General features: G+C 30.7%; 34 protein-coding genes. 21 read left to right on the top strand and 13 right to left on the bottom strand.

What is annotated here, in order from left to right; genetic code table 11:
• Positions 1-94 precede the first annotated feature (94 nt).
• Entirely contained in the window at positions 95-1,051 is a 957-nt protein-coding gene (locus ACTTA8_RS01650) for a MarR family transcriptional regulator (protein ID WP_440653972.1), read from the top strand.
• On the opposite strand, the gene ACTTA8_RS01645 is transcribed toward ACTTA8_RS01650, so the two are convergent.
• Positions 1,044-1,892 (bottom strand): bile acid:sodium symporter family protein, encoded by an 849-nt coding sequence (locus ACTTA8_RS01645; RefSeq protein ID WP_440653971.1) that lies wholly within the window; start codon positions 1,890-1,892, stop codon positions 1,044-1,046. The genes ACTTA8_RS01650 and ACTTA8_RS01645 overlap by 8 nt on opposite strands.
• An 80-nt stretch (positions 1,893-1,972) precedes the next feature.
• Between ACTTA8_RS01645 and ACTTA8_RS01640 the strand changes: the two genes are divergently transcribed.
• The 3 genes from ACTTA8_RS01640 (at position 1,973) to ACTTA8_RS01630 (ending at position 4,616) form a co-directional block, all read left to right on the top strand.
• A complete protein-coding gene (locus tag ACTTA8_RS01640; protein ID WP_440653970.1) occupies positions 1,973-2,884 on the top strand; it encodes a bifunctional enoyl-CoA hydratase/phosphate acetyltransferase in 912 nt (303 codons plus the stop codon).
• Between the two features lie 61 nt (positions 2,885-2,945).
• Positions 2,946-4,226, top strand: a complete 1,281-nt coding sequence (gene hisD / locus ACTTA8_RS01635; RefSeq protein ID WP_440648053.1) for a histidinol dehydrogenase — start codon at positions 2,946-2,948, stop codon at positions 4,224-4,226.
• Between the two features lie 24 nt (positions 4,227-4,250).
• The gene (locus tag ACTTA8_RS01630) at positions 4,251-4,616 is read left to right on the top strand and encodes a rhodanese-like domain-containing protein (protein ID WP_075505893.1); all 366 of its coding nucleotides are present in this window, start codon (positions 4,251-4,253) and stop codon (positions 4,614-4,616) included.
• Here ACTTA8_RS01630 and ACTTA8_RS01625 read toward each other — a convergent pair.
• Positions 4,613-5,698, bottom strand: a complete 1,086-nt coding sequence (locus ACTTA8_RS01625; RefSeq protein ID WP_440653969.1) for an ester cyclase — start codon at positions 5,696-5,698, stop codon at positions 4,613-4,615. The genes ACTTA8_RS01630 and ACTTA8_RS01625 overlap by 4 nt on opposite strands.
• A gap of 49 nt (positions 5,699-5,747) precedes the next feature.
• On the opposite strand from ACTTA8_RS01625, the gene ACTTA8_RS01620 reads away from it, so the two are divergent.
• The 7 genes from ACTTA8_RS01620 to ACTTA8_RS01590 all read left to right on the top strand — a co-directional run bounded on the left by ACTTA8_RS01620 (position 5,748) and on the right by ACTTA8_RS01590 (position 12,715).
• Positions 5,748-6,692, top strand: coding sequence for a cupin domain-containing protein (locus tag ACTTA8_RS01620; RefSeq protein ID WP_440653967.1), 945 nt, complete (start codon positions 5,748-5,750; stop codon positions 6,690-6,692).
• Complete coding sequence (locus ACTTA8_RS01615; protein ID WP_440653966.1) at positions 6,692-7,654, top strand: ester cyclase; 963 nt, start codon at positions 6,692-6,694, stop codon at positions 7,652-7,654. Before ACTTA8_RS01620 ends, ACTTA8_RS01615 begins: the two co-directional genes overlap by 1 nt.
• 3 nt (positions 7,655-7,657) lie before the next feature.
• Complete coding sequence (locus ACTTA8_RS01610; RefSeq protein ID WP_440653965.1) at positions 7,658-8,785, top strand: cobalamin-independent methionine synthase II family protein; 1,128 nt, start codon at positions 7,658-7,660, stop codon at positions 8,783-8,785.
• Between the two features lie 85 nt (positions 8,786-8,870).
• Positions 8,871-10,091 carry an ABC transporter substrate-binding protein gene (locus ACTTA8_RS01605; protein ID WP_440653964.1) on the top strand — a complete coding sequence of 407 codons (1,221 nt, stop codon included), beginning with the start codon at positions 8,871-8,873 and terminating at the stop codon, positions 10,089-10,091.
• A 49-nt stretch (positions 10,092-10,140) separates the two neighbouring features.
• Entirely contained in the window at positions 10,141-11,169 is a 1,029-nt protein-coding gene (locus tag ACTTA8_RS01600; RefSeq protein ID WP_440648067.1) for a carbohydrate ABC transporter permease, read from the top strand.
• Positions 11,170-11,171: 2 nt separating this feature from the next.
• Entirely contained in the window at positions 11,172-12,053 is an 882-nt protein-coding gene (locus ACTTA8_RS01595; RefSeq protein WP_075505887.1) for a carbohydrate ABC transporter permease, read from the top strand.
• Positions 12,050-12,715 (top strand): HAD-IA family hydrolase, encoded by a 666-nt coding sequence (locus tag ACTTA8_RS01590; protein WP_440653963.1) that lies wholly within the window; start codon positions 12,050-12,052, stop codon positions 12,713-12,715. The genes ACTTA8_RS01595 and ACTTA8_RS01590 overlap by 4 nt, the downstream gene beginning before the upstream one ends.
• Here the strand turns inward: ACTTA8_RS01590 and ACTTA8_RS01585 are convergent.
• The 6 genes from ACTTA8_RS01585 to ACTTA8_RS01560 form a co-directional block, all read right to left on the bottom strand.
• Positions 12,702-13,457, bottom strand: coding sequence for an alpha/beta fold hydrolase (locus ACTTA8_RS01585; RefSeq protein WP_440653962.1), 756 nt, complete (start codon positions 13,455-13,457; stop codon positions 12,702-12,704). The genes ACTTA8_RS01590 and ACTTA8_RS01585 overlap by 14 nt on opposite strands.
• Complete coding sequence (locus ACTTA8_RS01580; RefSeq protein ID WP_440653960.1) at positions 13,454-14,071, bottom strand: LysE/ArgO family amino acid transporter; 618 nt, start codon at positions 14,069-14,071, stop codon at positions 13,454-13,456. The genes ACTTA8_RS01585 and ACTTA8_RS01580 overlap by 4 nt, the downstream gene beginning before the upstream one ends.
• A 9-nt stretch (positions 14,072-14,080) precedes the next feature.
• Complete coding sequence (locus tag ACTTA8_RS01575) at positions 14,081-15,586, bottom strand: ABC transporter permease (RefSeq protein ID WP_440618248.1); 1,506 nt, start codon at positions 15,584-15,586, stop codon at positions 14,081-14,083.
• Positions 15,576-16,637 (bottom strand): quaternary amine ABC transporter ATP-binding protein, encoded by a 1,062-nt coding sequence (locus ACTTA8_RS01570; protein ID WP_440653958.1) that lies wholly within the window; start codon positions 16,635-16,637, stop codon positions 15,576-15,578. The genes ACTTA8_RS01575 and ACTTA8_RS01570 overlap by 11 nt, the downstream gene beginning before the upstream one ends.
• A 68-nt stretch (positions 16,638-16,705) precedes the next feature.
• Entirely contained in the window at positions 16,706-17,668 is a 963-nt protein-coding gene (locus tag ACTTA8_RS01565) for an ABC transporter substrate-binding protein (RefSeq protein WP_262590496.1), read from the bottom strand.
• A gap of 92 nt (positions 17,669-17,760) precedes the next feature.
• A complete protein-coding gene (locus ACTTA8_RS01560; RefSeq protein WP_145595791.1) occupies positions 17,761-18,171 on the bottom strand; it encodes a VOC family protein in 411 nt (136 codons plus the stop codon).
• 73 nt (positions 18,172-18,244) lie between these two features.
• On the opposite strand from ACTTA8_RS01560, the gene epsC reads away from it, so the two are divergent.
• Complete coding sequence (gene epsC, locus ACTTA8_RS01555) at positions 18,245-18,829, top strand: serine O-acetyltransferase EpsC (protein ID WP_440653957.1); 585 nt, start codon at positions 18,245-18,247, stop codon at positions 18,827-18,829.
• Positions 18,822-19,823, top strand: coding sequence for a cysteine synthase A (locus tag ACTTA8_RS01550; RefSeq protein WP_440653955.1), 1,002 nt, complete (start codon positions 18,822-18,824; stop codon positions 19,821-19,823). Before epsC ends, ACTTA8_RS01550 begins: the two co-directional genes overlap by 8 nt.
• Here ACTTA8_RS01550 and ACTTA8_RS01545 read toward each other — a convergent pair.
• Positions 19,820-20,236 (bottom strand): hypothetical protein, encoded by a 417-nt coding sequence (locus tag ACTTA8_RS01545; protein ID WP_440653954.1) that lies wholly within the window; start codon positions 20,234-20,236, stop codon positions 19,820-19,822. The genes ACTTA8_RS01550 and ACTTA8_RS01545 overlap by 4 nt on opposite strands.
• Positions 20,237-20,399: 163 nt before the next feature.
• On the opposite strand from ACTTA8_RS01545, the gene ACTTA8_RS01540 reads away from it, so the two are divergent.
• The 7 genes from ACTTA8_RS01540 (at position 20,400) to ACTTA8_RS01510 (ending at position 22,955) form a co-directional block, all read left to right on the top strand.
• Positions 20,400-20,828, top strand: a complete 429-nt coding sequence (locus tag ACTTA8_RS01540) for a hypothetical protein (RefSeq protein ID WP_440653953.1) — start codon at positions 20,400-20,402, stop codon at positions 20,826-20,828.
• Positions 20,829-20,841: 13 nt separating this feature from the next.
• Positions 20,842-21,216, top strand: coding sequence for a hypothetical protein (locus ACTTA8_RS01535; RefSeq protein WP_440653951.1), 375 nt, complete (start codon positions 20,842-20,844; stop codon positions 21,214-21,216).
• 18 nt (positions 21,217-21,234) lie between these two features.
• Positions 21,235-21,516 carry a hypothetical protein gene (locus ACTTA8_RS01530; RefSeq protein WP_440653949.1) on the top strand — a complete coding sequence of 94 codons (282 nt, stop codon included), beginning with the start codon at positions 21,235-21,237 and terminating at the stop codon, positions 21,514-21,516.
• 73 nt (positions 21,517-21,589) lie between these two features.
• A complete protein-coding gene (locus tag ACTTA8_RS01525) occupies positions 21,590-21,913 on the top strand; it encodes a GYD domain-containing protein (RefSeq protein WP_075505873.1) in 324 nt (107 codons plus the stop codon).
• Between the two features lie 13 nt (positions 21,914-21,926).
• On the top strand, positions 21,927-22,247 hold the full coding sequence (locus ACTTA8_RS01520) for a nuclear transport factor 2 family protein (protein ID WP_440653948.1): 321 nt from the start codon (positions 21,927-21,929) through the stop codon (positions 22,245-22,247).
• Between the two features lie 38 nt (positions 22,248-22,285).
• Positions 22,286-22,618: a DMT family transporter gene (locus tag ACTTA8_RS01515; protein WP_440652293.1), complete on the top strand. Its 333-nt coding sequence runs from the start codon at positions 22,286-22,288 to the stop codon at positions 22,616-22,618.
• Between the two features lies 1 nt (position 22,619).
• Positions 22,620-22,955 carry a DMT family transporter gene (locus ACTTA8_RS01510; RefSeq protein WP_440614179.1) on the top strand — a complete coding sequence of 112 codons (336 nt, stop codon included), beginning with the start codon at positions 22,620-22,622 and terminating at the stop codon, positions 22,953-22,955.
• Here ACTTA8_RS01510 and ACTTA8_RS01505 read toward each other — a convergent pair.
• From ACTTA8_RS01505 to ACTTA8_RS01495, 3 genes are read right to left on the bottom strand one after another with little or no spacing between them, the layout of a single operon-like run.
• On the bottom strand, positions 22,934-23,305 hold the full coding sequence (locus ACTTA8_RS01505; protein WP_440653947.1) for a DUF952 domain-containing protein: 372 nt from the start codon (positions 23,303-23,305) through the stop codon (positions 22,934-22,936). The genes ACTTA8_RS01510 and ACTTA8_RS01505 overlap by 22 nt on opposite strands.
• A gap of 1 nt (position 23,306) precedes the next feature.
• Entirely contained in the window at positions 23,307-23,870 is a 564-nt protein-coding gene (locus ACTTA8_RS01500; RefSeq protein WP_440653946.1) for a DUF924 family protein, read from the bottom strand.
• On the bottom strand, positions 23,867-24,673 hold the full coding sequence (locus tag ACTTA8_RS01495; protein ID WP_262590483.1) for an inositol monophosphatase family protein: 807 nt from the start codon (positions 24,671-24,673) through the stop codon (positions 23,867-23,869). The genes ACTTA8_RS01500 and ACTTA8_RS01495 overlap by 4 nt, the downstream gene beginning before the upstream one ends.
• Before the next feature lie 67 nt (positions 24,674-24,740).
• Between ACTTA8_RS01495 and ACTTA8_RS01490 the strand changes: the two genes are divergently transcribed.
• Positions 24,741-25,844, top strand: coding sequence for a TauD/TfdA family dioxygenase (locus ACTTA8_RS01490; RefSeq protein WP_440653945.1), 1,104 nt, complete (start codon positions 24,741-24,743; stop codon positions 25,842-25,844).
• On the opposite strand, the gene ACTTA8_RS01485 is transcribed toward ACTTA8_RS01490, so the two are convergent.
• On the bottom strand, positions 25,834-26,421 hold the full coding sequence (locus ACTTA8_RS01485) for an FMN-dependent NADH-azoreductase (protein WP_440633546.1): 588 nt from the start codon (positions 26,419-26,421) through the stop codon (positions 25,834-25,836). The genes ACTTA8_RS01490 and ACTTA8_RS01485 overlap by 11 nt on opposite strands.

Below are 26,421 nucleotides of genomic sequence, written 5' to 3'. Positions count from 1 at the left end.
TTTAATCATTACTATTTACATTATTACATATTAGGAATGTCCAAAATGGGTTGACTCTTATTTATGTATTGTCCATATTGGGTTTTTTTAAATCATGAGCACACTACCAAGCATATCTGATGCACTGGATGAAAAAAAGGTTACATCAGTAATCAATAAAAAATTTAATAATTTCGTTCCAGCTTTTTATAAATTTGTATCTGAATGGATAATTAATGCTTATTCAAATTTCAAAGACATAGAAATGTATATGATCTTGATCTATTTGGTTAATAATAATTTTAAATTTTTTAAAAAAAATGGAATTCAGGTCGATTACAACACCTTTTATAAAGACAAAAATTTAGAAATCAAAGAAATTAAAATAATTGAAATTTCTAGAGATCTTCAAATGCCTAAAGAAAGTGTAAGAAGAAAGATTATTTATCTAGAAAAAATAGGCGTAATTAGACGAACAAGAAAAAAAGTTTTTATTGATAGATCTGCTTATGAAACAGTACAGCCAATAAGTGCATTAAAAAATATATCGTATTTGGTATCAATTTCTTCAAAAATTTTAAAACAAGAAAATAAAATTCCAAACTCTTTTTCTTCCAATGAAATAACAGATGCTATTAAGAATAATTTCTCATATTGTTGGTACGAATTTTATAAATTTATTTTTTCTTACTTTTTCAGATGGAGAAAAGAAACAAAAGATTTAGAAACATTATGCATAGCTTTGCTCATAATATCAAATGCATCATCAAATAAAAATTTTATTATCCAGGATATAGATATTGAAAAGTGGAGAAAAAGAATATCTTATGCAGATACAGTTGGTTTAAATTCCATGTCAATATCAGATATTACAGGTATTCCAAGACCGACTGTTGTTCGAAAAGTTAATTTTATAATTAAAGGAGGTTTTGCAAAAATGGATCAAAAAAAATTAATTTCAGTTAACATTGATGAAAAAATTTTTTCAAAAACCCAAAAAATACAAGAACAAACAATAAAAGAAATTTCAAAACTAATTTATAAAATTTTAAATAAAACTACAATTAACTAGATCTTCTTAAAATATATATAAGAATAAATCCCGTAATATACATGACTAAAGCATAAGCAGCTGTTGGTATCACGTAAGCAACATCATTAAAAATTTGAGTTGCAACAAATACTGCTAAAGTTCCATTTTGAAGGCCACACTCTAAAGAAATACATTTTCTCTGAGCAACTCCAGTTGCAAAAGCTTTAGCTATATAAAATGCTAAGATCATCATCACAATATTTAAAATTAAAACTGCTATTCCAGCTTGAGCTAAATAATTAAAAATATTTTCTCTTTCTTCAATCCATATTGCAGCAAATACGATAACAAATAATAAACTAGTCGTTCTATTGACGATATTAATATTTGAAGAAATAAAATTCTCTGCAAATCCTCTTATAACCATTCCTATAATAACTGGAACAGTTACAACCAGAGCCATTTTAAGTGCAATCCCAGTCATGGTAATCTCTGTCGACATTTCAGTAACCCCCAGCATTCCAGCTGAAGTAAAAAATATAAATGGAACTGAAATAATACTAATTAAACTTCCAACAGCTGTTAAAGAAATTGATAAAGCTACATCTCCATCTGCAAACTTGGTCAGAACATTTGATGTAACACCTCCTGGTGCTGCAGCTATAATCATTAAACCTAAAGCTATTTCAATTGGTAATCTTAAAATTAAAACTAATATGTAAGCTACAATTGGTAAAAGAATTAATTGGCAAGTTATTCCGATTAAAAAATCTTTTGGATTTCTAATTACTCTTGTAAAATCTTTTACAGATAAACCTAGTCCTAGGCCAAGCATTATCAATGCTAAAGCTAATGGTGCTATTTTAGTAACTATTTCCATAATTTAAAAATGATAGAAACTATAACTTTTTAGTAAATAATTTCTATATACATATTTAAATTATACTATATTTGTAAAAAATGCTCTCAAACAAAGAAATTGTCTGTCCAAATAAACTATTAGATATAGCTCATAGCAAAAAAGGAGTTAAGGTTGCAGTAGTAAATGCTGGTAAACCCCTACCCATGTTGTCTGTTCAAGATGCTGTAAATGAAAATCTAATTGAACCAGTTTTTATTGGTCATGAAGTTGAAATACAAAAATGTGCTGAAGACCTTGGTTGGGATATTTCAAAATATGAACTTATTCATGAGCCAGTTGAAAATAATACTGCAAAAATTGCAGCTAAACTTGCAAGTGAAGATAAAGTTAAAATAATTGTTAAAGGACATATTCATACTGATGTCCTTATGAAAGAAGTTTTAAAGAGAGAGCACAACTTATTGGGTAAAACTAGATTAAGTCATATCTGGCATATGACAGTTGAAAAAGAAGATAAGCCATTAATTATAACTGATGGCGCTTTAAATGTTTTACCAAATGTTAAAACCAAAATGCATATTCTCAAAAATGTAATAAATTTTTCAAATCGTATAGGAATTGAAAGACCAAAAGTTTCTGTATTGTCTGCAACTGAAGAAGTTTTAGAAAGTGTGCCAAGTTCAATTGAAGCAGCTGAAATAACAAAGCTTGCTAAAGAAGAAAATTTAAATGCAGATGTATTTGGACCCTTAGCATTTGATAACAGTATTTCAAAAAAATCTGCTGGTATTAAAGGTATTAAAAATTTAGTTGCTGGAGAAGCTGATGTGCTATTAGTTCCAAGTGTTGAAACTGGAAATGCTTTAGTTAAAATGATGATTTATTTTATGGGTGCATGTGCTGCAGGAGTTGTAGTTGGAGGAAAAGTCCCAGTTGTAATAACTAGTAGATCAGATGAAGCACAAGCAAGATTGGCATCTATAGCTGCGGCAGTAGTAGCTTTGGACTAAATGATTAATTGAATTTTATTAGAAATTAACCTAAAAAACTTTAAATTTTAAAAGGAGAGAAATGGCAATTACATACTTAAAAAAATCACCAAAAACATCATCAACTGACGATACAAAAACTAGAGAAATAGTTGAAAATATTCTTAAAGATATTGAAACAAGTAAAGAAGAAGGTTGCAAAGAACTTTCTAAAAAATTTGATAAGTATGAAGGTGAAGTAGTTATCTCTAAAGAAAAAATTGAAGATATTAAAAAAAATTTAGATCAAAAAACTAAAGATGATGTCCAGTTTGCTCATGAAAGAGTAAGAAAATTTGCAGAAGCTCAATTAAAAAATTATGGTCAAGATTTTGAAGTTGAATTGTCTGAAGGTTTATATGCAGGTCAAAGATTAATTCCTGTTAATACAGCTGGATGTTATGTACCTGCTGGAAGATATGCTCACATTGCATCTGCAGTAATGAGTGTAACAACTGCAAAAGTAGCTGGAGTTAAAAATATTTTAGTATGTAGTTCTCCAAAACCTGGTGTTGGAGTTCATCCAACTATTGTTTACACAGCTGATCTTTGTGGTGCAGATGTAATTATGAACCTTGGTGGTGTTCAAGCAATTGCTGCAATGACCAATGGTTTATTTGGAAATGCTCCAGCGGATATATTAGTAGGTCCTGGAAACCAATTTGTTGCTGAAGCTAAAAGAATTTTATTTGGTAAAGTAGGGATTGATTTATTTGCAGGTCCAACAGAAATAGGAATTATTGCTGATGAAAACGCAGATCCAGAAATTGTTGCAGTAGATTTAGTTGGTCAAGCAGAGCACGGATATAATTCACCGGCTTGGCTTTGGACAACAAGTAAAGAATTAGCAGAAAAAGTTATTAAAAGAGTACCTGAACTTATTGCTGATCTTCCTGAGTTACCAAGAACTAATGCAGAAGCTGCTTGGAGAGATTACGGAGAAGTTGTTCTTTGTGATACAGACGAGGAAATGGCTACTATCAGTGATGAGTACGCACCAGAACACTTAGAAGTTCAAACTAAAAACTTAGATTGGTTCCACAAAAGATTAAAAAATTACGGGTCTTTATTTATTGGTGAAGAAACAACTGTTGCTTATGGTGATAAATGCTCCGGAACAAATCATATTCTTCCAACTAAAGGTGCTGGAAGATATACGGGTGGTTTGTTTGTTGGTAAATTTATTAAAACTTTAAGTTTCCAAAGAATGACCAAAGAATCTACTGAACTTGTTGGAGCAGCTGCTGCTAGACTTTCAAGATATGAAGGAATGGAAGCTCATGCAAGAACTGGTGATGTTAGATTGAAAAAATACGGTTACTAAACAATTTATTAAATAGGATTTAACATGAAAAAATTTGAAGAAGTAATGAGCGTCAGCAATGAAATTGAAAACATCACTGCTGAAGAAGCAAAGAAGAAATTAAATGATCCTAACGTTCAATTTATTGATGTTAGAGATAAAGAAAGTTTTTCTAAAGGGACTATTGGAAATGCGATGCATTTAGATAGAGGTTTGCTAGAATTTTATTTAGCTGAAGGAAGTCCTATTGAAAATGATACTTTTAAGAATAATCCTGACAAAGAATATGTTGTATTTTGTGGTTTAGGTGGTCAAGGAACTCTTGCTACAAAAACAATGAAAGAAATGGGAATTAAGAACGTTAAAAATATTACAGGCGGTATGTCTGAGTGGGATAAGTTAAAAGATTAGTCCTTAATTAAATCTAAAACATCAATACCTATTTGCTTAAGTATATGTATTAAGTCTATAGGTACCCAGTTTTCTCTAATTTTACCTTCGTGGTGATGGTAAAAATCCATTACTCTCATAGTTACGTTTTGATTATCAGATTTGTATCCTAACCAGTCATCTGATCCATAAACTGCTTGAATGCTATGCCAGCCAGCAGTCATTGAAAAATTTCCATCACCAAGTTCACAGTAATGTCCTAGTTTCCAATAATTTCTTTCTTTAAAAGTTTTTCTAAATGGTAACTGATGATTATCAACAAATCCCTCTAGGTTTCTTCCTGTACCTATTCCACTTGGTCCATACCATATCATTTTATCATGCCAAAATTCACTTTGTGGATGATTAATTAATTTTTCTTTTAATTCTTTATCTGAATTAGTTTCCAACTCTGGCTTTATGTTCAAGCTTCTTTGCATTGTTAAAGATTGGTCTAAACTTGCTTCAGAAACTTTCATATCTTTTTCAAAATAATTTACACCATCGGTATTAATTGGATTTAGCCAATTTCCCTCTGAACCTCTTGAAGGATTTATTGGATTTTTTCCTGTTTGAAATATTAAATCTAATAAATCAATTAAGATATAACTCTCTACAATTTTATCATTTTTCAATTCATGTACTTCGCAGGATTTAAGATTTACCATTTTATTAATTGGCTTTATTCCAAAAATAGGTTTTTTGAATGTGCCTGAAAGCATCGATACTGATCCAACTTGGACTTTATCTCTAAAAGTACCCCCAATGACTATTTGTTCTCTCTTCTCAATGTCTGGGAAAGCTTCAAATAGAGGTAGCCAAAATTTTTCTTTAAAATTATTTGCACCTTCGAATTCGTTAACTGGGTGAAAACAATTAACTTTTACATCTTTATCAAAATAATTTTCTATATTTTGATCTAATTTGGATATTCCACCTTCTATAATTGTTTTTAAGTAGCCTCTTACTTTTGTTTTATTATTGAAATTTTCTTCAGGTGTAATTTCTAATTTTTTTACACCTTGCTGTTCTTTTAAACCTGTATCAAATTGTTGAATTGGCATTTATAATAATTTAAGTAGGGTTAATAACATAATTCAATTAAAAAAACATATGGAAAATAGGTTAGCAAAATTTAATGAGCTAGTTCCAAGCACCCTACCCTTTGTGGAAGGAAAACTTGAAGGTCACAAAGAAAGAAAAAATTATTCTATAGTTGGACCTGGTGTAGCTGAAGATAGCAAACAATTTATAAAAATTGCTATGCCTCATAGTTTTAATTTAGGCGCTGTGTCAGCACTTCCCCAAAATGGTTCGGGCCTACATAGTCATACAACTGCAGAAGTATTTGTTATTTATTCTGGTAGATGGAGATTTTATTGGGGAGCAGAAGGAAAAGATGAAATAATTTTGAATGCTGGTGACATAATTTCAATGCCAACTAACATGTTTAGAGCATTTGAAAACGCAGGTGACGAAGAAGGATTAATTTTTGTTGTTTTAGGTGGAGATGATCCTGGAATAATAACTTGGGTTCCAAGTGTTTTAGAAAAAGCAAAAAAAACTGGTATGACACTATTAAATGATAATTCATTAATTGATTTATCTGTTAATCAAATACCAGACGGAAAAACAATTCTCGAGCCTATTTCTCAGGAAGAAATAAAAAAATTTGATAACTATAAATTGGATCAACTAGAAAAGTTTATATGTAAAAGTAATGAAAATTCAAAATATGAAAACAAACTCAATGAGAATGTTAATTTAATTCAAATTCTTGGAAACAAATTTGAAAAAAAAGAGTTCTCTCCAGTAATAAATCAAGATACCGGATTTAATCTTTCGATCTTAAAATCTAGTAAGGGTCATATAACCAATTTAAAATTTGAAAAACCTACAATAATGTTCTCAAGAACTGGAAAATGGGAAATAATGATTGATGATTTTCAGTGTGTTTTAAATGCTAAAGATACAATTTCTATTCCTATCAATTCAAAAGTTAATATTAAAATAGATGAAAATGAGGAATGTTACTTAAATTGTGTAACACAAATCTAATGAAAGGTTTTGATTCAAAATATAAAAACTTTCCCGATTACATACTAAAAATAACTAAACAAATTTGGGAAAATAAAGATGTTGAGTCTATTGGTCAATTTTATAGCGATAACATTCCAGTTAGATCACCATTTGGTGTCACCTATGGAAACAAACCTGTAATCGATGCTACTTATGCGACCTTAAAAGAATTTCCTAACAGACAATTGCTTGGTGAAGATGTGATTTGGAATGGAAATGATGATATCGGTTATCATTCATCTCATAGAATTTTAAGTAAAGGAACACATCTTGGTGATGGTTCATACGGCAAACCAACTGGTAAAGATATTTACTATAGAGTAATTGCTGATTGTGCATGTAAAAATAATCAAGTCTATGATGAATGGATTGTTCGTGATCAAGGAGCGATGGTAAGACAAATAGGATTTACACCAAAAGATTTCGCTCAAATGCTTATAGATAAAGAAGGCGGTGTTGAAAAAGCAAAACAATTATTTAATTCAAATTCTGAGATGAATTCAGATTACAAACAAGGCGTTGTACCTAATGATTCTGCTGGAAGTAAATACTCCAAAATATTAAAAAATATCTTTAAAGATGATTATGATTTTTCCAACTATGCAAGAGCTGCAACTATTTATTGGCCCGGAAACAAAATCGGACACGGGAGAGAGGATATAATCAAATTTTGGAATGTTTTGAAAAATACTTTAAGTGATATAAAGTTTTCTGTTGAGCACATTGGTTATTTAGAAGAAGCAGGTAAAAATCCTAGAGCATCAATAAGATGGTTTCTAGAAGGTAAACATTCTAAAGACACTGAAGAATTTGGAGAAAAATCAAATCAAAATATTTTTATAATGGGTATAAACCATGCAGAAATAATTGATGAAAATGTTATAAGAGAATGGGTTTTGTTTGATGAGGTTGCAATTTGGAAACAAATTTTAATGAAATAAATTATGAGTAAAATTAAAACAACACATGTAGGAAGTTTGCCAAGATCAAATGAATTATCTGATCTTTTATTTAAGAAAGATCAAAAAGAAAAAATAGATTTAAATCAATTTGATGAAATTGTTCAAAGAGATGTAGATAATATTGTTAAAAAACAAATAGAAGTTGGAATTGACTATATTAGTGACGGTGAAATGTCTAAGATTAGCTATGCAACTTATGTTAAAGATAGAATTGATGGCTTTTCAGGAGAGAGTGAAAGAAAAGCACCAAAAGATTTAGATGACTTTCCATCTTTTAAAGAAAGAATTGCAAGAACAGGTGGCACTCCTACTTACACAAGACCTTGTTGTACAAGTGAATTAAAAATTAAAGATAAAACTTCCCTAACAAAAGATATAAATAATTTTAAACAAGCTTTAGAAAAAAATAATCATAAAGATGCGTTCATGAATGCTGCTTCTCCAGGAGTTATTTCGGCTTTCTTACCCAATAAATTTTATAAAAATGATGATGAATATTTAGAAAATTTATCCAATCTGATGAAAGATGAATATGAAGAAATTACATCAAATGGATTAAAACTTCAGTTAGATTGTCCAGATTTAGCTCTTGCAAGACACATGACTTTTAAAGATTTATCTGAAGAAGAATTTTTAATAAGAGCAGAAAAACAAATAGAATGTTTAAATAACGCTATTAGTAATATTGATAGCTCTAAAATAAGAATGCACATTTGCTGGGGTAATTATGAAGGACCTCATTTACATGACATTGCACTAGAAAAAATTATGCCTATAGCTTTAAAGGCTAATATACAAACATACTTAATTGAGTCATCAAATCCAAGACATTCTCATGAGTGGCAAATTTTTGAAAATTTAAAAATCCCAAATGACAAAATAATTGCTCCTGGGGTAATCGACTCAACCACAAACTTTGTTGAACATCCCGAGGTTGTAAAAAATAGACTTGTAACCTATTCAAAAGTTGTTGAGAAAGATCAACTGGTTGCTGGAACAGATTGTGGTTTTAGTACCTTTGCGGGCTTTGGAAATGTTGATGAAAATATTGTTTATAAGAAGCTAGAATCTTTGGTGCATGGCGCAGAACTTGCGTCAAAAGTGATTTAATTTCCTCTTTAATTTAAACTTCCTAATAGATATAGTTTTTAAACTTAAATTATAATTTAACAATAAATATAAAGAGAGAAAACATATGAGAAAAATACTAGTTACTTTATTGTTTTTACTTTTTGGAACTTCTGCTAATGCAGATTGTAACATTAAAAGTGGTTCAATAAATATTTTGGCTAATGATTTTCCTGCATTAAGAACTTTCGTTGAAACTTCTAAACAATGTAAAGGAAGTGCAGATTTTAAAGTGACTCATTCATCTGAGCACAATAAAATCGCAGTGCCAGCTCTTACTGCAAATCCATCTGAATTTTCAGCTAGAATTGCAGCAAACAGTTCAATCGTTCCTTTAATGAACCAAGACTTAATAAGACCTTTAGATGATCTTGTTAAAAAATATGGAAAAGGAATTCAAGACTCTCAATTGATCACAATTGATGGAAAAGTAATGGCTGTAGCATTTATGGCTAACACTCAACACTTATACTATAGAGAAGATGTTTTAAAAGATCTTGGTATAGCTGTTCCAAAAACATATGAAGAGGTAGTTGCTGCTTCTGAAAAAATTAGAGCTTCAGGAAAAATGCAATATCCATATGCTGCTGCTTACAAAGCAGGTTGGAACTTAGCAGAAGAGTTTGTGAACATGTACATTGGTCATGGTGGTGAATTCTTTAAGTCTGGAAGTGCAGAACCAAATGTAAATAATGCAAAAGGTGTTGCTACTTTAAACATGCTTAAAAAATTATCTGAATTAAGTAACCCAGATTATTTAACACATGATAGTGAAGCTATTAAAGTTGAATGGGAAGCAGGAAATGTTGCATTAATGACATTGTGGGCTTCTAGATCAGGTACACTTTTAGATGATGAAGGTGATGCCAATATTACTAAAGCTACAAAACTAACAGGTCCAGCTACTGTTGGTGGTGGAAATATCCCAGCTGCAACTTTATGGTGGGATGGTTTCACACTTGCAAAAAATAGACCTGATGCTGATGCTGAAGCAACATTTAGAGCTTTAGCGCACGCTGCATCAAACAAGAAAATGGTTGCTGACGCTGCTGACCAAGCTGTTTGGTTAGTAGAAGGATTTGTTCCAGGACCAAAATCTATTGGTGTAATTGAAGCTGTAAAAATGGGTGCAAAACCATATCCAATGTTACCACAAATGGGTTTAATGCATGGAGCATTAGGAAGTGAGATTGTTGAGTTTTTACAAGGTAAAGAGTCAGCTGAACAAGCATTGAAAGATGTTGAAGCTGCTTACACTAGTAAAGCTAAAGAACAAGGCTTTCTATAAAATCTAATCTTTAAGTGGGGACTTGGTCCCCACTTAACAAAAATTTTCAATGCCTAATAAAACATTTTTTTGGTTTTTTTTACCAACAGGATTAGCAATGGTCCTATTTATTGGGCTTCCTATCATTTCTACTGGAATTCAATCTTTTTATGCTCAACATGATCAAGTAGTTAAAGAGGTTAAAAAATGTGATCCATTTGGCTGTACTGTTTCAATTGTAGTCGACAATGAAGCAACTACTAAAATAAGAGAGGCAAAACCTCTTGGAAAATTTAATGGTTTTGGGACGTATATAGATAGAAATCATTTAGCAACAGAAGAAATAAAAAAATTTTGGAATGAAACAGAAACTTTTGGTGAATTTGTTGACCAAGTAACTAATCTACCATTTTACAAAGCACTAATATTTACATTAACTTATTGCATATTTGTAACTCCAAATGTCTTGTTGTTAGGTTTTATTATAGCTTTGAGTTTAAACGCAATCTCAAGAAAAATTAGAGGTCCTTTAATTTTTGGTACTATTTTACCAATGATTGTAACTCCACTAGTTGGGTCTTTGGTATTATTCTGGATGATAGACTCTCAAGGAATAATTGGAGCTAATATTCAAAATTTAATGAATGATCCATATTTGTCTTTGAAATCGTCTAAAACTCTCACGTGGATAACAATTATTATATATGGAATTTGGCATCACTCCCCTTTTGCATTTGTAGTTTTTTATGCTGCGCTTCAAACAGTTCCTCAGGAACCTATTGAAGCTGCAATTATTGATGGTGCTTCAAGATTTCAAAGAATAAAACATATTGTACTACCTCATATCTACCCGGTAGTAACATTTGTTGCATTAATATCATTGATGGATAATTTTAGAGTTTTTGAGCCAATTATAGGTTTTAGTGCTGAAGGTAGTGCGCAATCTCTTTCATGGTTAATTTACGATAACTTAGTAAATGAAGAGGTTATTTTATTTGGTTCAGCTGCAGCGACATCAATGATGACAATCATCGGAATAGCTATTTTGCTTGCCCCTGTATTAGTTAGAACATGGAAAGAATTTAAAACTGCGAGATAAATATGGATTACGGTTTAGATAAAAAATCAAATACTTTAAAAACATTTAATACCATATTTATTATTTCTTGGTTATTAGTTGCATGCTTTCCATTCATCTGGACTTTTTGGGGATCATTTAAAGTAAGAGCAGATTTTTTCTCAAGGTCAGACTGGTGGTATGCTGTTTCAGCTTTTAATACCTTGATTGAAACTGGAGAAAAATTTACAACAAATGCTTATCATGAAGCTTGGTTTGAGGGTGAATTTTGGAAAGCGTCCAAAAATACGATTATTGTTACTGTGTTTGTTGTTAGTATTTCATTGTTTTTGGGAACTCTGGGAGCGTACGCTCTTTCAAGATCAACTGAGAAATACGCATTTTGGATTTTAATGGCAGCTTTAATCTTTAGAGCTATGCCACATATAACTCTAGTCTCGGGTTATCTATTTCCATTTTTTGAATTACAAATATGGGGAATACTGCCAACAACTATTGTTGTTTTAGTTGCTATTAATCAACCATTTACTTTATGGTTACTCTATTCATTCTTTAAAACAATTCCAAAAGAGCTTGATGAAAGTGCATTGATTGATGGATGTTCATATTTTCAAGCATTCAGGCATATTATAATGCCAGTGATGTGGCCTGGAGTTATTACCGCTGGACTATTTAGTTTAATGCTTGCTTATAATGATTTCACGGTAACAGCTTTACTGCTTAATCAAGAAAATCATACAATGGTTCCAAAGATACAAAGTTATTTAGGAACTAACCAACATGAGGGTAATCTAATGTGGGCAGTTTCAGCGGTAGTTTCTGCAACGGCACCATTATTTATGTTAGTCATGTTCTTCCAGAGACAAGTTATCAGTGGTTTAACTACTGGAGCTGTAAAAGGTTGAAGAAAAATTACAAAGCCTTGTTATTCGGTTCTATTGGAACTCTCGTTGAAACATCAGAAATTCAGAGAAAATCCTTTAATGAAGCATTTAAAAAAAAAGGATTGGATTGGTATTGGACTAAAAAAGAATATATCAAACTTCTAAACAAATCAGGTGGTAGAGATAGAATAACAGAATATGCAAGAACAAAAGGTATTAAAGTTAATGCTAAGCAATTAAGAGATTTAAAAACTAAACTATTCAATAATTATTTAAAAAAAAATCATTTAAAATTAAGACCAGGTGTTAAAAATATAATTAATCTTTGTATTAAAGAAAAAATTAAACTAGCTTTTGTAACTTCTACCTCAAAAAATAATATTAATTCTATTCTTTTCTCATTAAGAAAATCAATTAGTCCAAAGAACTTCAATTTTATTGGAAATTCAAAATTAGTTAAAAATTTAAAACCAAATCCAGACATATATCTTCTTGCATTAAAAAAGCTTAAATTAAAACCTAACCAATGTTTAGCTATTGAAGATTCTCAAGAAAGTTTAAATTCAGCAGTTAAAGCAAAAATTAAATGCATAATTTTTCCAGGAAAGTTTCACTTAAATAAAAAGTTTAAGAACGCTTTTAAAAAATTAGAGAAATTAAATAAAAATATTATTCTGAAATAAAATCATTTACCAGATTATTAAATCTATCTGGTTCTTCTAAGTGAACATTGTGACTGCAATTTTTAAATATTTCTAGACGACTATTTTTAATATTTTTATTTAACGTGTCGACCTGTTCAAAATTGTAAGAGATATCTTTATCACCCCATATAATTAAGGTGTCATTTTTAATGTTTTTCAAATTATCAATACCTCTCCAATTTTTCATTGCGAGTAAAGCGTTATCAGCAGTTTCTAATGAAACATTTTTAACTGCATTAGCACATAAAAAATAATTTTTATCTTTATCCCCTTTTACAAACCATTTAGGTGGAACTCTTGAAAATGATACTTCAGCACCCTCTTTCTTAAGTTTCTCTCTTGTTTCGTCCATAGTTTCAAATCTACCGGGGATATCTCCAATAGATCCTGTTGCAAAACAGATTAATTTATTAACTCTATCACCAATTAATTTTGTTATTTCTTGAACAATCATTCCACCCATTGAATGTCCAATTAAATTAAATTTTTCGATTTTTTTTTCATCTACTATTTCAATGATTTTTTTTGCCATCGCATTAATAGAATTTAATGATTGCACATTATGACTTTCACCAAAACCAGGAAGTGCAGGAGCAATAACTCTAAAATTTTTTGAAAAGTAATCTTTTTGAAAGCACCACATCTCTGAGGAGCCTAAATATCCATGTACTAAAACAAATGGAAAACCTTCACCTTTATCATCTACAAAAATATTACTCATAAAAGCTTAATTATCATTTCCTTTAAAATAAACAAAACTAAAAAACTCATAAAAGCTATGATGAATATATTTATTACCTGCCATATTTTTTTGTCATTAGCATACTTGGAAAGATAATTTGATAAATATCCCAAAATAAAGAAAAACAAAAATGAAGCAAAAGATGCTCCTATCGCAAATGAAAGTTTTTGATTTAATAAGTAGTTCTTAGAAAAATTTCCAAGAATAAAAACTGTATCAGAGTAAACATGTGGATTTAAATATGTGAACCCTAATGTTTTTAAAAAAATATTTAACTTTGATACCGCAATAACATTACTGTGAAAATTAACTTCTTTGTAATGAGTTTTAATTTTTGAATAAATAAAATGAATTAAAAAAACCACTAAAAGAAGGTTAAAAATAAATTCAACTATTGAATTAAAAAATTGATTAAAAAAATGAAATAAAAAAATTCCAAAAAAAATTAATATTAAATCAGAAAGTGAGCAAATAAAACAAACTAGAAATACATGCTGTTTTTTTAAACCTTGTTCAATTACAAAAATGTTTTGAGCACCAATTGCTAAAATTAAACTTAGGCCAGTAAAAAAACCTAACAGTGCGTATTCCATTGATTTTTCTTAAACTCGTTTTCTACCCTGAACAACTCTATCAAGAATAAGAGCTACAAATAATATTGCTACACCTGCTAAAATACCTTGTCCTACGTTTGCGTATTGAAGCGCTTCTAATACATCTTGACCTAAACCTTTGGCACCGATTAATGATGCAACAACTACCATTGCTAAACTTAACATAACTGTTTGGTTAACACCTGCTAATATAGATGGAGTTGCTAATGGTAAATCTACTTTTCTAAGCAAATACCATTTAGATGCACCATAAGCGATTGCAGCTTCTCTAATTGTTTCAGGTACTCCTCTTAAACCAAGAACTGTTAGTCTAACTACAGGTGTTCCACCAAATATCATTGTAATAATAACTGCTGCGACTTTTCCAGTTCCAAAAAATGCTATTACAGGTATCATGAATACAAAAGCAGGCATTGTTTGCATAAAATCCATAATCGGTCTGATCATTGAATAAAATCTTTGTCGCCTTGCACAAAAAATTCCAAGAGGAATACCAATTACAATACTTAATACTGCTGCTGTTCCTAAAAGAGCTAATGTTGTCATTGCTTTAACCCAGAAACCCAAAAATCCCATGTAACATAAAAATCCTGCTGAATATATTGCAGCTCTAGGTCCTGCTGCTAATCCCGTTAAGGTTACAATGGTTGTTATAATTACTATCCAAGGAGTTTTAACAAATAATAACTCTAAGAAATCTAGTACTGATCTAATACCAATAGTGATTGCCGTAAATAACGCATCTCCTTTTAATACTGCATAATCGAAGATCGTTTCTACCCATTTTATTGATGTTAACCTGATATCTGGATGAGTTGGGAAGTCGTCCATTAATGTAATGACACCAGGAAAACTATAATGCACTACAGAAAAAAACATAATAACTGCAGCAAACATTGTGCTTGATACAAAATTCTTAACTTGCATCCCAGGTCTTAGAGTTTTGTCTGATAACCATTCTGAATATCTTTTTTCTAATATCGAGTTAGCTAGTATTCCTTGAACAACTTTAACTGCAATTAATAACCCAATACCAAAAATTGTAATCCAAATAGCTGATGCCTCAATCCTTGCTACTTCATCTATGTAGCCTTGCATTGCATCCTCTAGTGATTTGATATTTCTTTTATAAACCTCAACTTTGTCTGGATTATTTGTAATAGCTGCTTCTAACTGTTTGTTTCTAAAAGCTATAGTTGATTCAACTTGTTTAATTTTTTCTACAGCTTCTTTAGTAATATTACCAAACAAACCTCTTATTATTTGAACAACAGAAAAAGTTTCAATAATTAGAAAAGCCAAAGCCCAATTCCAAATATTTCTCATTCCAAACCAAATTGGCCCTAGAATTCCAGCATACAAATTAAATGAAAATGAAAAAGAAGGTTTGCTTCCAATTTTTTGAAATTCTTTAATATAATATTCAGGATTAGATTTTACAAAATCTGTAATTAATTCTGATCTGGTTGGATTATGAATTTGTTTATTCTCCATCTCCACCTTCTATAACCGCTTTTAAAAGATCTGATTGTGTTAACACACCAACATTATTTTGATTGTTATCTTTAACAACCAATGGTCCTTTACTAGATTTTGATAACTCAATGAGCTTACTTAATAATTCATTTTCCCCAACACTTTTGTTGTTTTCATTTAATTTTCCATTAGCACTCTCGTAACTCTCAATAGATTGCATGATTGTTTTAGCTTGAACAACTTTTAGTCTTGAAATTCCTTTTACAAAGTCAGCAACATATTCATCTGCAGGACTTACAACTATTTCTTCGGGTGTACCTATTTGGATTACTTTTCCATCTCTCATAATAGCAATTCTGTGTCCTACTCTTACTGCTTCATCTAAATCATGAGTAATAAATACTGTGGTTTTTTTCATTTGTTTTGAGAGTTTGATGAATTCAGCTTGAAGCTGTCTTCTAATCAGTGGATCTAATGCACTAAAAGGTTCGTCCATTAACAGAAATTCAGGATCAGCTGCTAGTGCTCTTGCAAGACCTACCCTTTGTTGCATTCCTCCAGATAGTTCGTGAGCAAACTTATTACCCCAACCTTGCAGCTCTACAATTTCTAAAATTTTATTTGCAGCATCTAATCTATCATTTTTACTCACACCTCTTATTTCAAGTGGCATTGCAATGTTATCAACAACAGATCTATGAGGCATAAGCGCAAAGTTTTGAAAAACCATACCTATTTTTTTATTTCTTAATTCTTGAAGGCTTTCTCTATCTAAGGCCATTACATCCTGACCATTAATTAAAATTTTTCCTGATGTTGGTTCTAAAAGTCTATTAATATGCCTTACTAATGTAGACTTTCCACTCCCTGAAAGCCCCATTACACAGAATATTTCACCTTGCTTTACATCGAATGAAACATCTGAAACTCCAATAACTGAGTTGTAATTTTCTAAGGCTTCTGTTTTTGAAATTTTTTTATTTTGGATTGCATCTAATGCTTCTTTAGAAGTATTGCCAAATACTTTCCAAACATTTTGAATTTGTATTGCTGAACTCGATGAATCCATTTTTGTCTTTTATTATAGGAAAATATACTCGGCAATCTTAAATTGCCGAGTATAGATTTTGATTTAGATTATAGTCCTAACCAACCGTCTACAGTTGATTTATTTGCTTCCATCCAAGCTCTTGCTACATCAGCTGGATCTTTTTTCTCAACTGAAACTGCATAAGCCATTGCAGAAACATCATCAGCTGTTAATTGAAAATTCTTAAAGAATTCTACAATTGCTGGTGATTGACTCTCTAAAGAAGTAGCCCAACCGATTTGGATTTGCTTAAGAGCATCTTTTGATGCAACATAAGATTTCTTGTACCAGTCAGCGTCTGCTTTAGGTTGAATCATTTTGTATTTTGCAGGATCATATTTTGGTTCTGTTAACATTACTACGTCAGCCATTCCCCAAATTGCATGAGGTTTGTAACAATAGAATGCATAACCTTCACCTTTTTTGATTGAGTCTAGTACTCTAGCATTTTTAACTGCTTCAGCAGCTCTAACTGCTTCGATACCAGCATCATATAAACCATAGTCTCTTAATTTAACTTGGTTAACATTTGCAGAAGCCCAACCATCAGCACCAATCCAAAATTCACCTTTACCATTTCCATCGCTGTCCATTGCTTTAACAACTTCTGGTCTAGCTAAGTCTTCAATAGCTGTAATATTCATTTTTTTAGCAAACTGTTGAGAAACACAGTAACCTTGGTTTCCTTCATATGGTTTGCTACTTAATTTTAAAGTTCCTTTTGGAACTAAATCATTAGTGTAAGCTTCTTGGTTTGGTAACCAAATATCAGGGTGAACATCGATTTCACCTTTTCCTCTATCAATTGCTGCATAAATTGCAGTATTGTTTCCAGGAACTAATTCTGCTTCACCACCCATTTTGTCTATAACTACTGCAGCAAGTAAATTTGCAATTGCAGTTGCACCTGTCCAACCTGGATCTCCAATTTTAACTTTTTCTGCGTTTGCAGAGAAAATTGATAAAATTGAAATTAATCCAGCTACAAGTGTAGATTTGATTATTTTCATTATCTCTCCTTAATTATTTATAAATAAAGTCTAACGCGAATTAAGAGAAGGTGTCAAAGAAAATAAGTATCTAAAAATTAGATGTATTTTTACTATTCTGGGTTAGATGTAAGAGTTTTAATCTCTAGTATATTTTCGTTAGGGTCTTTTACGAAGAATGTTTCTTGTTCATACTTAGTGCCTTTAAATCTTAAGTATGGTTCGTCATAATATTTAGTGCCACTATCTTTTAATCTTTGTTTAAGTGCATCAAAATCTTTTCTAGATAAGTGTACACCAAAATGGGGTACAGACACATTTCCCATGTCCACATCATGTCTTTCATTATCTAATTTATGATCACTTTTATGAAGTGTTAATTCATTACCCCAAAAGTCAACATCAGCCCACTCTTGTGCAGAATTATCCAATCTACATCCTAAAGTTTCGCTGTAAAATTTTTTTGCGACCTCTAGATCACCACAAGGTATAGCTAAATGAAAACAATTAGTGTTTTTGTACATAATTAATCTTTAATAACAGAATATAATGACTATATAAGCCACTTATTAAAATTTCAAGTGAGCATAAAATACAATGAATGATTATTTACAATCGATAATTGATAGAGATCCTGCAGCAAAATCAAAGCTTAGTTTGATTTTAACCTATCCAGGTGTCAAAGCTGTATTCTTTCATCGTATAGCAAACTTTTTTAGTACTGCTAAATTTTATCTCGTTGCAAGAATCATTTCTCAATTTTCAAGATTCTTAACTGGAATTGAAATTCATCCAAATGCAAAAATTGGAAAAAATTTATTTATAGATCATGGTATGGGAGTTGTGATTGGTGAAACTTCAGATATTGGTGATAATGTTACTATCTACCATATGGTTACATTGGGTGGAATTGCACCAAGTATAAATTCAAACGATCAAAGAAACATGAAAAGACATCCAACAATTAAAGATGAAGTAGTTATTGGATCAGGAGCACAGGTGTTAGGTCCAGTAACTGTTGGACGATGTGCAAAAATTGGAGCAAACGCTGTGATTACAAAAGATGTTCCTGAAAATGCAGTGATGGTTGGAATTCCCGCGAAGAATGTTGGAATAGCTGACAGTGAATTTAAACCTTACGGGATTACTCCTGATAGTGATAAAAAATCAGATAATGAATAATACACAAAACGATTTTATTTCTGGGATTGGAAATACTCCTCTTATTAAACTTAGAGCTGCATCAGAGATTACTGGTTGTAATATTTATGGTAAGGCAGAATTTTTAAATCCAGGTGGATCAGTAAAAGATAGAGCTGCACTTGCATTAATTAAAGACGCACAAGAGAAAAAATTAATCTCTAAAGGAGGAACCGTTGTTGAAGGTACTGCTGGTAACACTGGAATTGGTTTGGGTCTTTTAGGAAATTCTTTAGGTTACAAAACTATTATTGTAATGAACGATAATCAAACTCAGGAAAAAAAAGATTTACTTAGAAACCTTGGTGCTGAGTTAAGGTTAGTTGAACCAAAACCTTATAAAGATGACAATAACTTTGTAAAGGTTGCTGCAAGACTTGCAGATGAATTAAGACCTTCAAATAATAATGGAGTTATTTGGGCTAACCAATTTGATAATACTGCAAATGCAAAAGGTCATTATGAAGGTACAGGTCAAGAGATTTGGGAGCAGACAGAAGGTAAGGTAGATGGTTTTGTGTGTTCGTCTGGAACTGGGGGCACCATTTCGGGTGTAAGTAATGCATTAAAAGAAAAGAATAAAGATATTAAAATTTACCTTTCAGATCCAAAAGGTTCCGCTCTTTATAATTATATAAAGAATGGAGAATTAAAATCTGAAGGAGGATCTATAACAGAAGGAATTGGTTCAAGTAGAGTTACAGCAAACTTTGGTGAGGCTAAAATTGATGATGCCTACTCTATTGATGACCATGAAGCTCTACCTATTCTTTATGATTTAATTCAAAATGAAGGTCTAAGTTTAGGAACTAGTTGTGGAATAAATATTGCTGGCGCTATTAGAATGGGAAAAGAATTAGGACCTGGTAAAACTATAGTAACTATTCTTTGTGACAGAAGCGATAAATATGCAACTAAAATGTTCAATAAAAAATTCTTAGAAGAAAAAGGTCTACCAATACCTAATTGGTTTTAGATATAAATTTTATCTGCTAATCCGTAACAAAGTATTGCACTTAACAAAGTCAGGATACCTGGTGCAATAATTCCTTCATTAGATGTTTGTGGAGTGTGGCCTAATTTATTTATTTTAATTGTATAAATTCCTACACAAAAAGCTGAAAGGTTTTGTAAAAATACTAAATTAAAAAATGCCCATGTTCCTTGGAGTCCATCAGGTCTAATAAAACCAACCCATATTGCCATCGCAACAGCACCTATAAACAAAGAACCAAAAAATCTTGTCATTCCTGCACCAGTGTCATCGATACCAAATTTGTCTAAAAATTTCTTTGTAGCGAAAACTGTCTGATATGCATAAACAGCAAAAATCACAAAATGTACTATAAATACAATTAAATAAAAAATTCCATTAAATTTCTCAATCATATTAAAACTCTATCAAATTTTATCATCAGATAAAACAACATAATCAGCAATTTTTGTGCTCCTTAATTGCATAACTGACGCGCGTTATAAACACGAGAGACTTTGTCATGAATATGTAACAGTCTTCGATTACTTATAATTAATAATTAAAAAGAAAGATAAAATGAAAAAAATAATAATAATTTTGATGCTTAGTTTATTTACTACAATTGCTAACGCTGACGGCCATGCAAAAGCAAATGCGTTTGCTATTACTTTGAAAGTTCCAGCTAGTGATGTTGCTAAAGTCGAAGAAATGTTAAAAACGCACCATAAATGGATGAAAGAAACTCATCCAATGACCGGTGAAAAAAAATTAAATTCATATTCAGTTATCAAAGGACCTGAATGGAATAATCCTGCAGATCCTTCACAAGGTATGACTGGAAATATGTATTTTATTTTAACTGAGTATTATGAAAATCCTGCCGGTTTTCAAAATCACCAAGAGCTTGGAAGCAAATGGCCAATGATACAGGAATTTCAACAAATGCTATTTAGTTATGTTGTGGGATATACATTTCCTGGAACAACTGTTGTTACGATAAAATAAAAAGAAGAAAATTATGAAAAAAATAATAGTGATTTTATTCAGTGTTTTATTTCTGACCTCTGCATATGCGGATATGTCTGATAGTGATAAAAATAGAGCTTGGGAATGTAGTGGTATTTATATGGCTAACTATTTCTTGCCAATTGGTGAAACATTTGAATATAGTATGAAAGAAAAATCTATGGCATCAGTTAAAGTTTTAAAAGCTTATGCCTTAGAAGTTGGTGTCCCTGAAAAGCAATGGGATGAAGGAGTAAACAAAGCTGTTGATAAGTTTTATGGTTCTAAATTTGATGAGGATAAAACTAATGCCTGTCATGAATTTGTAAACTCAACGGTACCTAATGGAGAAGATAGAGTTAAGAAAGTAGTTCAAACTTTATATTAATATTAAAAAAGGAGAAAAATGAAAGATATATTAGTAGTAGGAAAACTAAAAGAAGGAGCCTTTGAAAAATTTATGGGTTTCATGCAATCAGATGAAGGTATGGCTGAGAGAAAAAAAGTAGCAGATGTTACTAAAACAATAGCTAGTGTTTCACCTGATAAATCAACAGTAATGTTTAAAATTGTAGTTCATGACATGGCGGCACTTCATTCATTTATGGATGGGTCAAATCCAGTTTCAAAACCTGTATTTGATGAAGTAATGAATAGTTATGAAATTTACGAATTAGCTAAAGTTTAAAAAGAACAGAGACTCCACATGTTGGATTTTCTCTGCTAGACTTTGAATATTAAATTAAGCAACAGGAGAAAAAATGTCTAAATTTTATATTATAGGAAAGATTAGTCGTGATCTTGCATTAAGAATGCAGAGCGATCCTAATGCAGATAGAGGAGCAGCAATCAAAGCTATTTGTGATACTGTTGGAGTAAAGTTTCATAGTTATGAGTGGGTTCGAGGAAGATTTGATGTAATCAATGTTATTGAAGGAGATTACGAAAGTGTTCTTGGAATGAAAGTTGCAATTATGAACGCAGGTTTAATGGAAGATATTATGATTCATGAAGTATTTGATTATAATAAAACTTTTAACAAAGCTGCAGATGCTGGAAAAAACTTTAAAAAACCTGGCGAATAAAAGAAAGGAATAAATGTCTATCTTAGAAAAATATAGTGCCGCATTAAAAAATAAAGACGAAGCAGCGATGAATGAGCTTTTGCATGATGATTTTAAATTTACAATGCATAAATCAGGAAATGTTTTAAAAAAAGGTGATGTTATCAAATGGGCAATGAGTGGTGACATCAATCAAGATAAAGTTAGAATTGTTTACGAGAATGATGAAGTTGGAATTCATCATGCTTTTGTTACATTTAACGATGGAAATGTTGAGGCTGTAATGGCAGTTTATAAATATGACAATGGAAAAATTGTTAGTTTAGAAACTGGTGCTACTCCAATGCCTAAATAATTATATATATTTAGCGAGATTTCATTTAATATTATTAAATGAGTCTCGCTACTTCATACTTGTTCTTAGGTGTTGCTGTATTCCTAGGAGTTACATCAAATAGTTTTGCTAAAAGTGCTGAAGGTTTTACTCTTCTCTTCCCAAGTATAATTACCGCAATTACAATTGTATTGTGCATGTATGCGCTTTCCTTGGTGATGAAAAATATACCAATGGGTATCACTTACGCTTCATTTGCAGGATTAACAATCATTGCAACAGTTATAGTAGGTGTAATTAAATATAATCAAGTTCCAAATCTTTACTCCATGATCGGACTAGTATTTATAATTATTGGAGTTTTAATGGTTAATTTGTTAGGTAGTAAATAATATGAAGCCTCTTATTGGATATTTATTTTTAGCTAATGGTATAATTTTTGGAATAGCTTCAAACAGTTTTGCTAAAATCTCTGAAGGTTTTACAAAGCTAACTCCTTCAATTTTATGTATTTTATTTATGTGTATTACAATGTTTTCAATTGCAAAAGCTATGCATGCAATACCTGTTGGATTTGCCTATTCAATTTATAGTGGTTTGACAGTAACAGGAGTTGTTCTTTTTGCTGTATTAAAATTTAATCAAGTTCCTAATGTTTATGGGATAATTGGAATTGCTTTGATTATTATTGGTGTAGTAATGGTTAATTACTTAGGTCGATTAAATTGATATTTTTTTAAAATGTCTGGAAGTTGATAACTTCCATCTTCACTTAAAGATAGTTCATATTCATTAACAACAGTGCTTGTGTCTAATGGGGAATATAAATGTGGGTACATATCACCATTTGATGCTTGTTCCCAAAGTAAGTGCTCAAGTTTAAAAGCATTTACTCTCAGCAAAACAAGGTTTTCTTTATTTGGAAAATGTTTTTTTAAGGTTTCCTCGACCTGATCTTCTTCTGAGAAATGAATATAGCCATCTTTAATATCTTTTTCAGATCCACCATAAGTTCCAAATTGCTTAGCTTTTTGCCATTCTTCTTTATCTATAACTTTAAAAATAAATTCTAAATTCATTTTACCAGGAAGAGTTTGGTCCTTTTAAAAATTCCAGCTCTTCTTCAGTAGACTCTCTTCCTAAAATTTCATTTCTATGTGGATATCTATGAAACTGTCTAATTGCTTTGGTGTGGTCTTGCCAAAATTTTTTAATCTTATTGTATCCTTCATGTTCTCTTAAATATTTATTTAATAAGTAATAAGCCATTTCATGATCACTAATTTCTTCGCTATGAATCAAAGGTAAAAGCATAAAAAATCTTTGATCAACATTCATAGCTTCTAAATATCCAGAATACACTGCATCATTTACTATCAATCTAGTTTTTTGATCTTGAGCAAATGCTTTTTTATCATCCCTAAATATATTTCTTGAAAATTGATCAAACAAAATTACCAAAGCTAAACAGCTCATGGGATTATCCTGCCAATCATCATATTCATTTTGACAAGCAAGCTCATAATCTTTTAAAAAATTATCTTTTATCTTTTGATCAAATTTATCATCCTTCTTAAATCTCATGTCAAAAGGAGTTTCTTTAAACCAGAAATCTAAAATTGATTGCGCTCGATCTGGTATCATTCAGCTAAAGGCTTTAATAATTTTAATATTTGTTTATGATTTGCTTTATTATTTGAGACAATAATATTTCCTCCTACCACAGGATTTCTATTACCCCACGTAGTTACTATGGCCCCACTTGCTCTCACTATTGGCATTATTGGATGAATGTCCCAAATCTTGTTTGCACACTGTGCAACCATTTCAAGTCTGCCTTCAGCTAGTTGACAATATGTTAAAGCATCAAAGCATGGAAATTGCATTCGTTTAATAAATTTTTGAATTTTGGATTGTTGTTTTAAGGTTAATTGATTATGAAAAGCTGCAGCTAACTTTGAATTTGCAAAATTTAATTTAGAATTAACTTTTAGTTTTCTTTTTTTGTTATTTTCAAAAACGTATGCAGTGTTTTTGTTTACATTTAAGTAATATTTTTTCATTTTAGGGAAATTTGCTAATCCTAAAATTGGCTCTCCATTGTAATTTAATGAAATCAAATTACTCCAACTAGGATTACCAACAACATATGATCTAGTTCCATCAATTGGATCTATTACCCATGAAAATTCACTTTTAGTATTTTTGTGACCGTATTCCTCACCTATAATTTGATGATCTGGAAATCTTTTAGAAATTTTAGACCTTATAAACTTTTCAAAAGCTTTGTCAGATGTAGTTACTGGATCGTAACCTTTACCTTTCATCTTATTGGTTATCTTGAATGGCTTATCCAACTTAGCATAATAAAATTTTGTTAGATCTTTTGCTAACTGGTTTAAAAAACTTGAAAATACTGGATATTTTTTTGTATCAAAATTATTCACAAAGAACTCTTACTATTTAATTTATATTGATTAAAGTTAAATTTTAAATAATGCTCAAATATTATTTATGAAAATTGAGCTTCACGAAAATAAAGTCTACTTCAATAATGGTACTGAAAAAAAAGAAATACATCCTTTTTGGTTAAGAGAAAGAGTGGATGGTGAAGAATTTGTTGATAAAGGAACTCAACAAAGACTTTTTGACCCAACTAGTTTGAGCAATGATATAATCATTAATAAAGCCTCCATTCATGAGGAATTTTTAGAAGTCAACTTTAATGATGGAATTAGTTCTAAGCTTAATCTTAATAAAATTGCTTTAGAATTCTCAAAAGAAGATACAGTTATAAAATCTATAGAAAAAACTAAATGGGATTCTAGTTTAAGCAATATCAAAAATTTTGAATACCAAGATAATTTTTATGAAAGTAAAGAAATGCATGACTTGCTCGTTTCTTTCTATAAGTTTGGATTTGTTGTAATTAAAAATATACCAACAACTAAAAATTATATCGTTGAGTTTGCAAACTCAATAGGCAGTGTTAGACGAACAAACTTTGGAGAATATTTTGATGTTAAATCAAAACCTGACCCTAATGATCTTGCATATACTTCTTTAGCTCTTGCACCGCACACAGATAATCCATATCGAAACCCTGTACCATGTATCCAACTTTTGCATTGCATAGAGAGTAAAGTTTCAGGAGGATATTCTACACTGGTTGATGGATATACTGTTACTGAAGATTTAAAAAAAAGTTATCCTGATTATTATAAAATCTTAACAGAAGTAAAAGTAAGATTTAAATTTATTGATAAAGAAGTAATTTTAGAATCTTTATGTCCTTTAATTGAATTAGATGAGTATAAAAATTTTAAACAAGTAAGATTTAGTCCAAGATTAGATTTTGTTCCAATCTTAGATAAAGAAGAATTAGATTTATACTATCAAGCAAGAAAAAAACTGTCTGAAATGTACAATTCAGATAAATATAGAATAGAATTTAAACTTGCCCCAAAAGATTTAATGATGATGGATAATCATAGGTTGCTTCATGGACGAACAGTTTATGATGCTAATGAAGGAGAAAGATTTTTGCAAGGTTGCTATATAGACTACGATAGTACCGAAGGAAAATTAAGACACTTAAAAAGAAAGTTTAATTTGTAGAAATATTTTCTATTTGAGCTTCTGCATCCCTAATAGATTTTTCATAATCTAAGGCCATTTGATCAGCGCTTATAACTTCAACTTTTTCAATTCCAAAAAAATTTAAAATAAATTTTAACCAAGGCGTTAAAAAATCTTCTGAGCTATTTAGTTTTGTTCCGCCAGAAGTAATTACAAGGTATGCTTTTTTATTTTTTAATAACCCTTCTCTTCTACCATTAGGTTTAAATTTAAAGGTTTCCCCTATTCTTGCAGCTAAATCTGACCAAGCTTTAAGAGTTGCGGGTGGTCCGTAATTATATATTGGAGCTGAAATTATAATAATATCACTCTCTTTTAATTCTTTTACAAGCTTGTCAGAAAGTTCAAACATTTTCTTATGTTCTGCAGTTTGATCCTTCTCATCAATTTTCATTCCAGATTCTGTTAAACCACTTACAAAAAGCATTTCATCATCTAAATCTCTATAAATTACTTCATCCTCTGGTTTTTTAATTTTTTCCAAAAGTTTTTTTGCTAATGCTCTCGATGTTGAGCCTTTTTTTCTAGCACTTGAATCTATTTGATAAATTTTCAT

Source organism: Candidatus Pelagibacter sp. HIMB1506 (assembly GCF_052047935.1).
In the GTDB taxonomy this organism is placed as follows: Bacteria; Pseudomonadota; Alphaproteobacteria; order Pelagibacterales; family Pelagibacteraceae; genus Pelagibacter.
The sequence above is the reverse complement of the archived record's forward strand: the minus strand, read 5'-3'. Positions and strand labels throughout refer to the sequence as shown.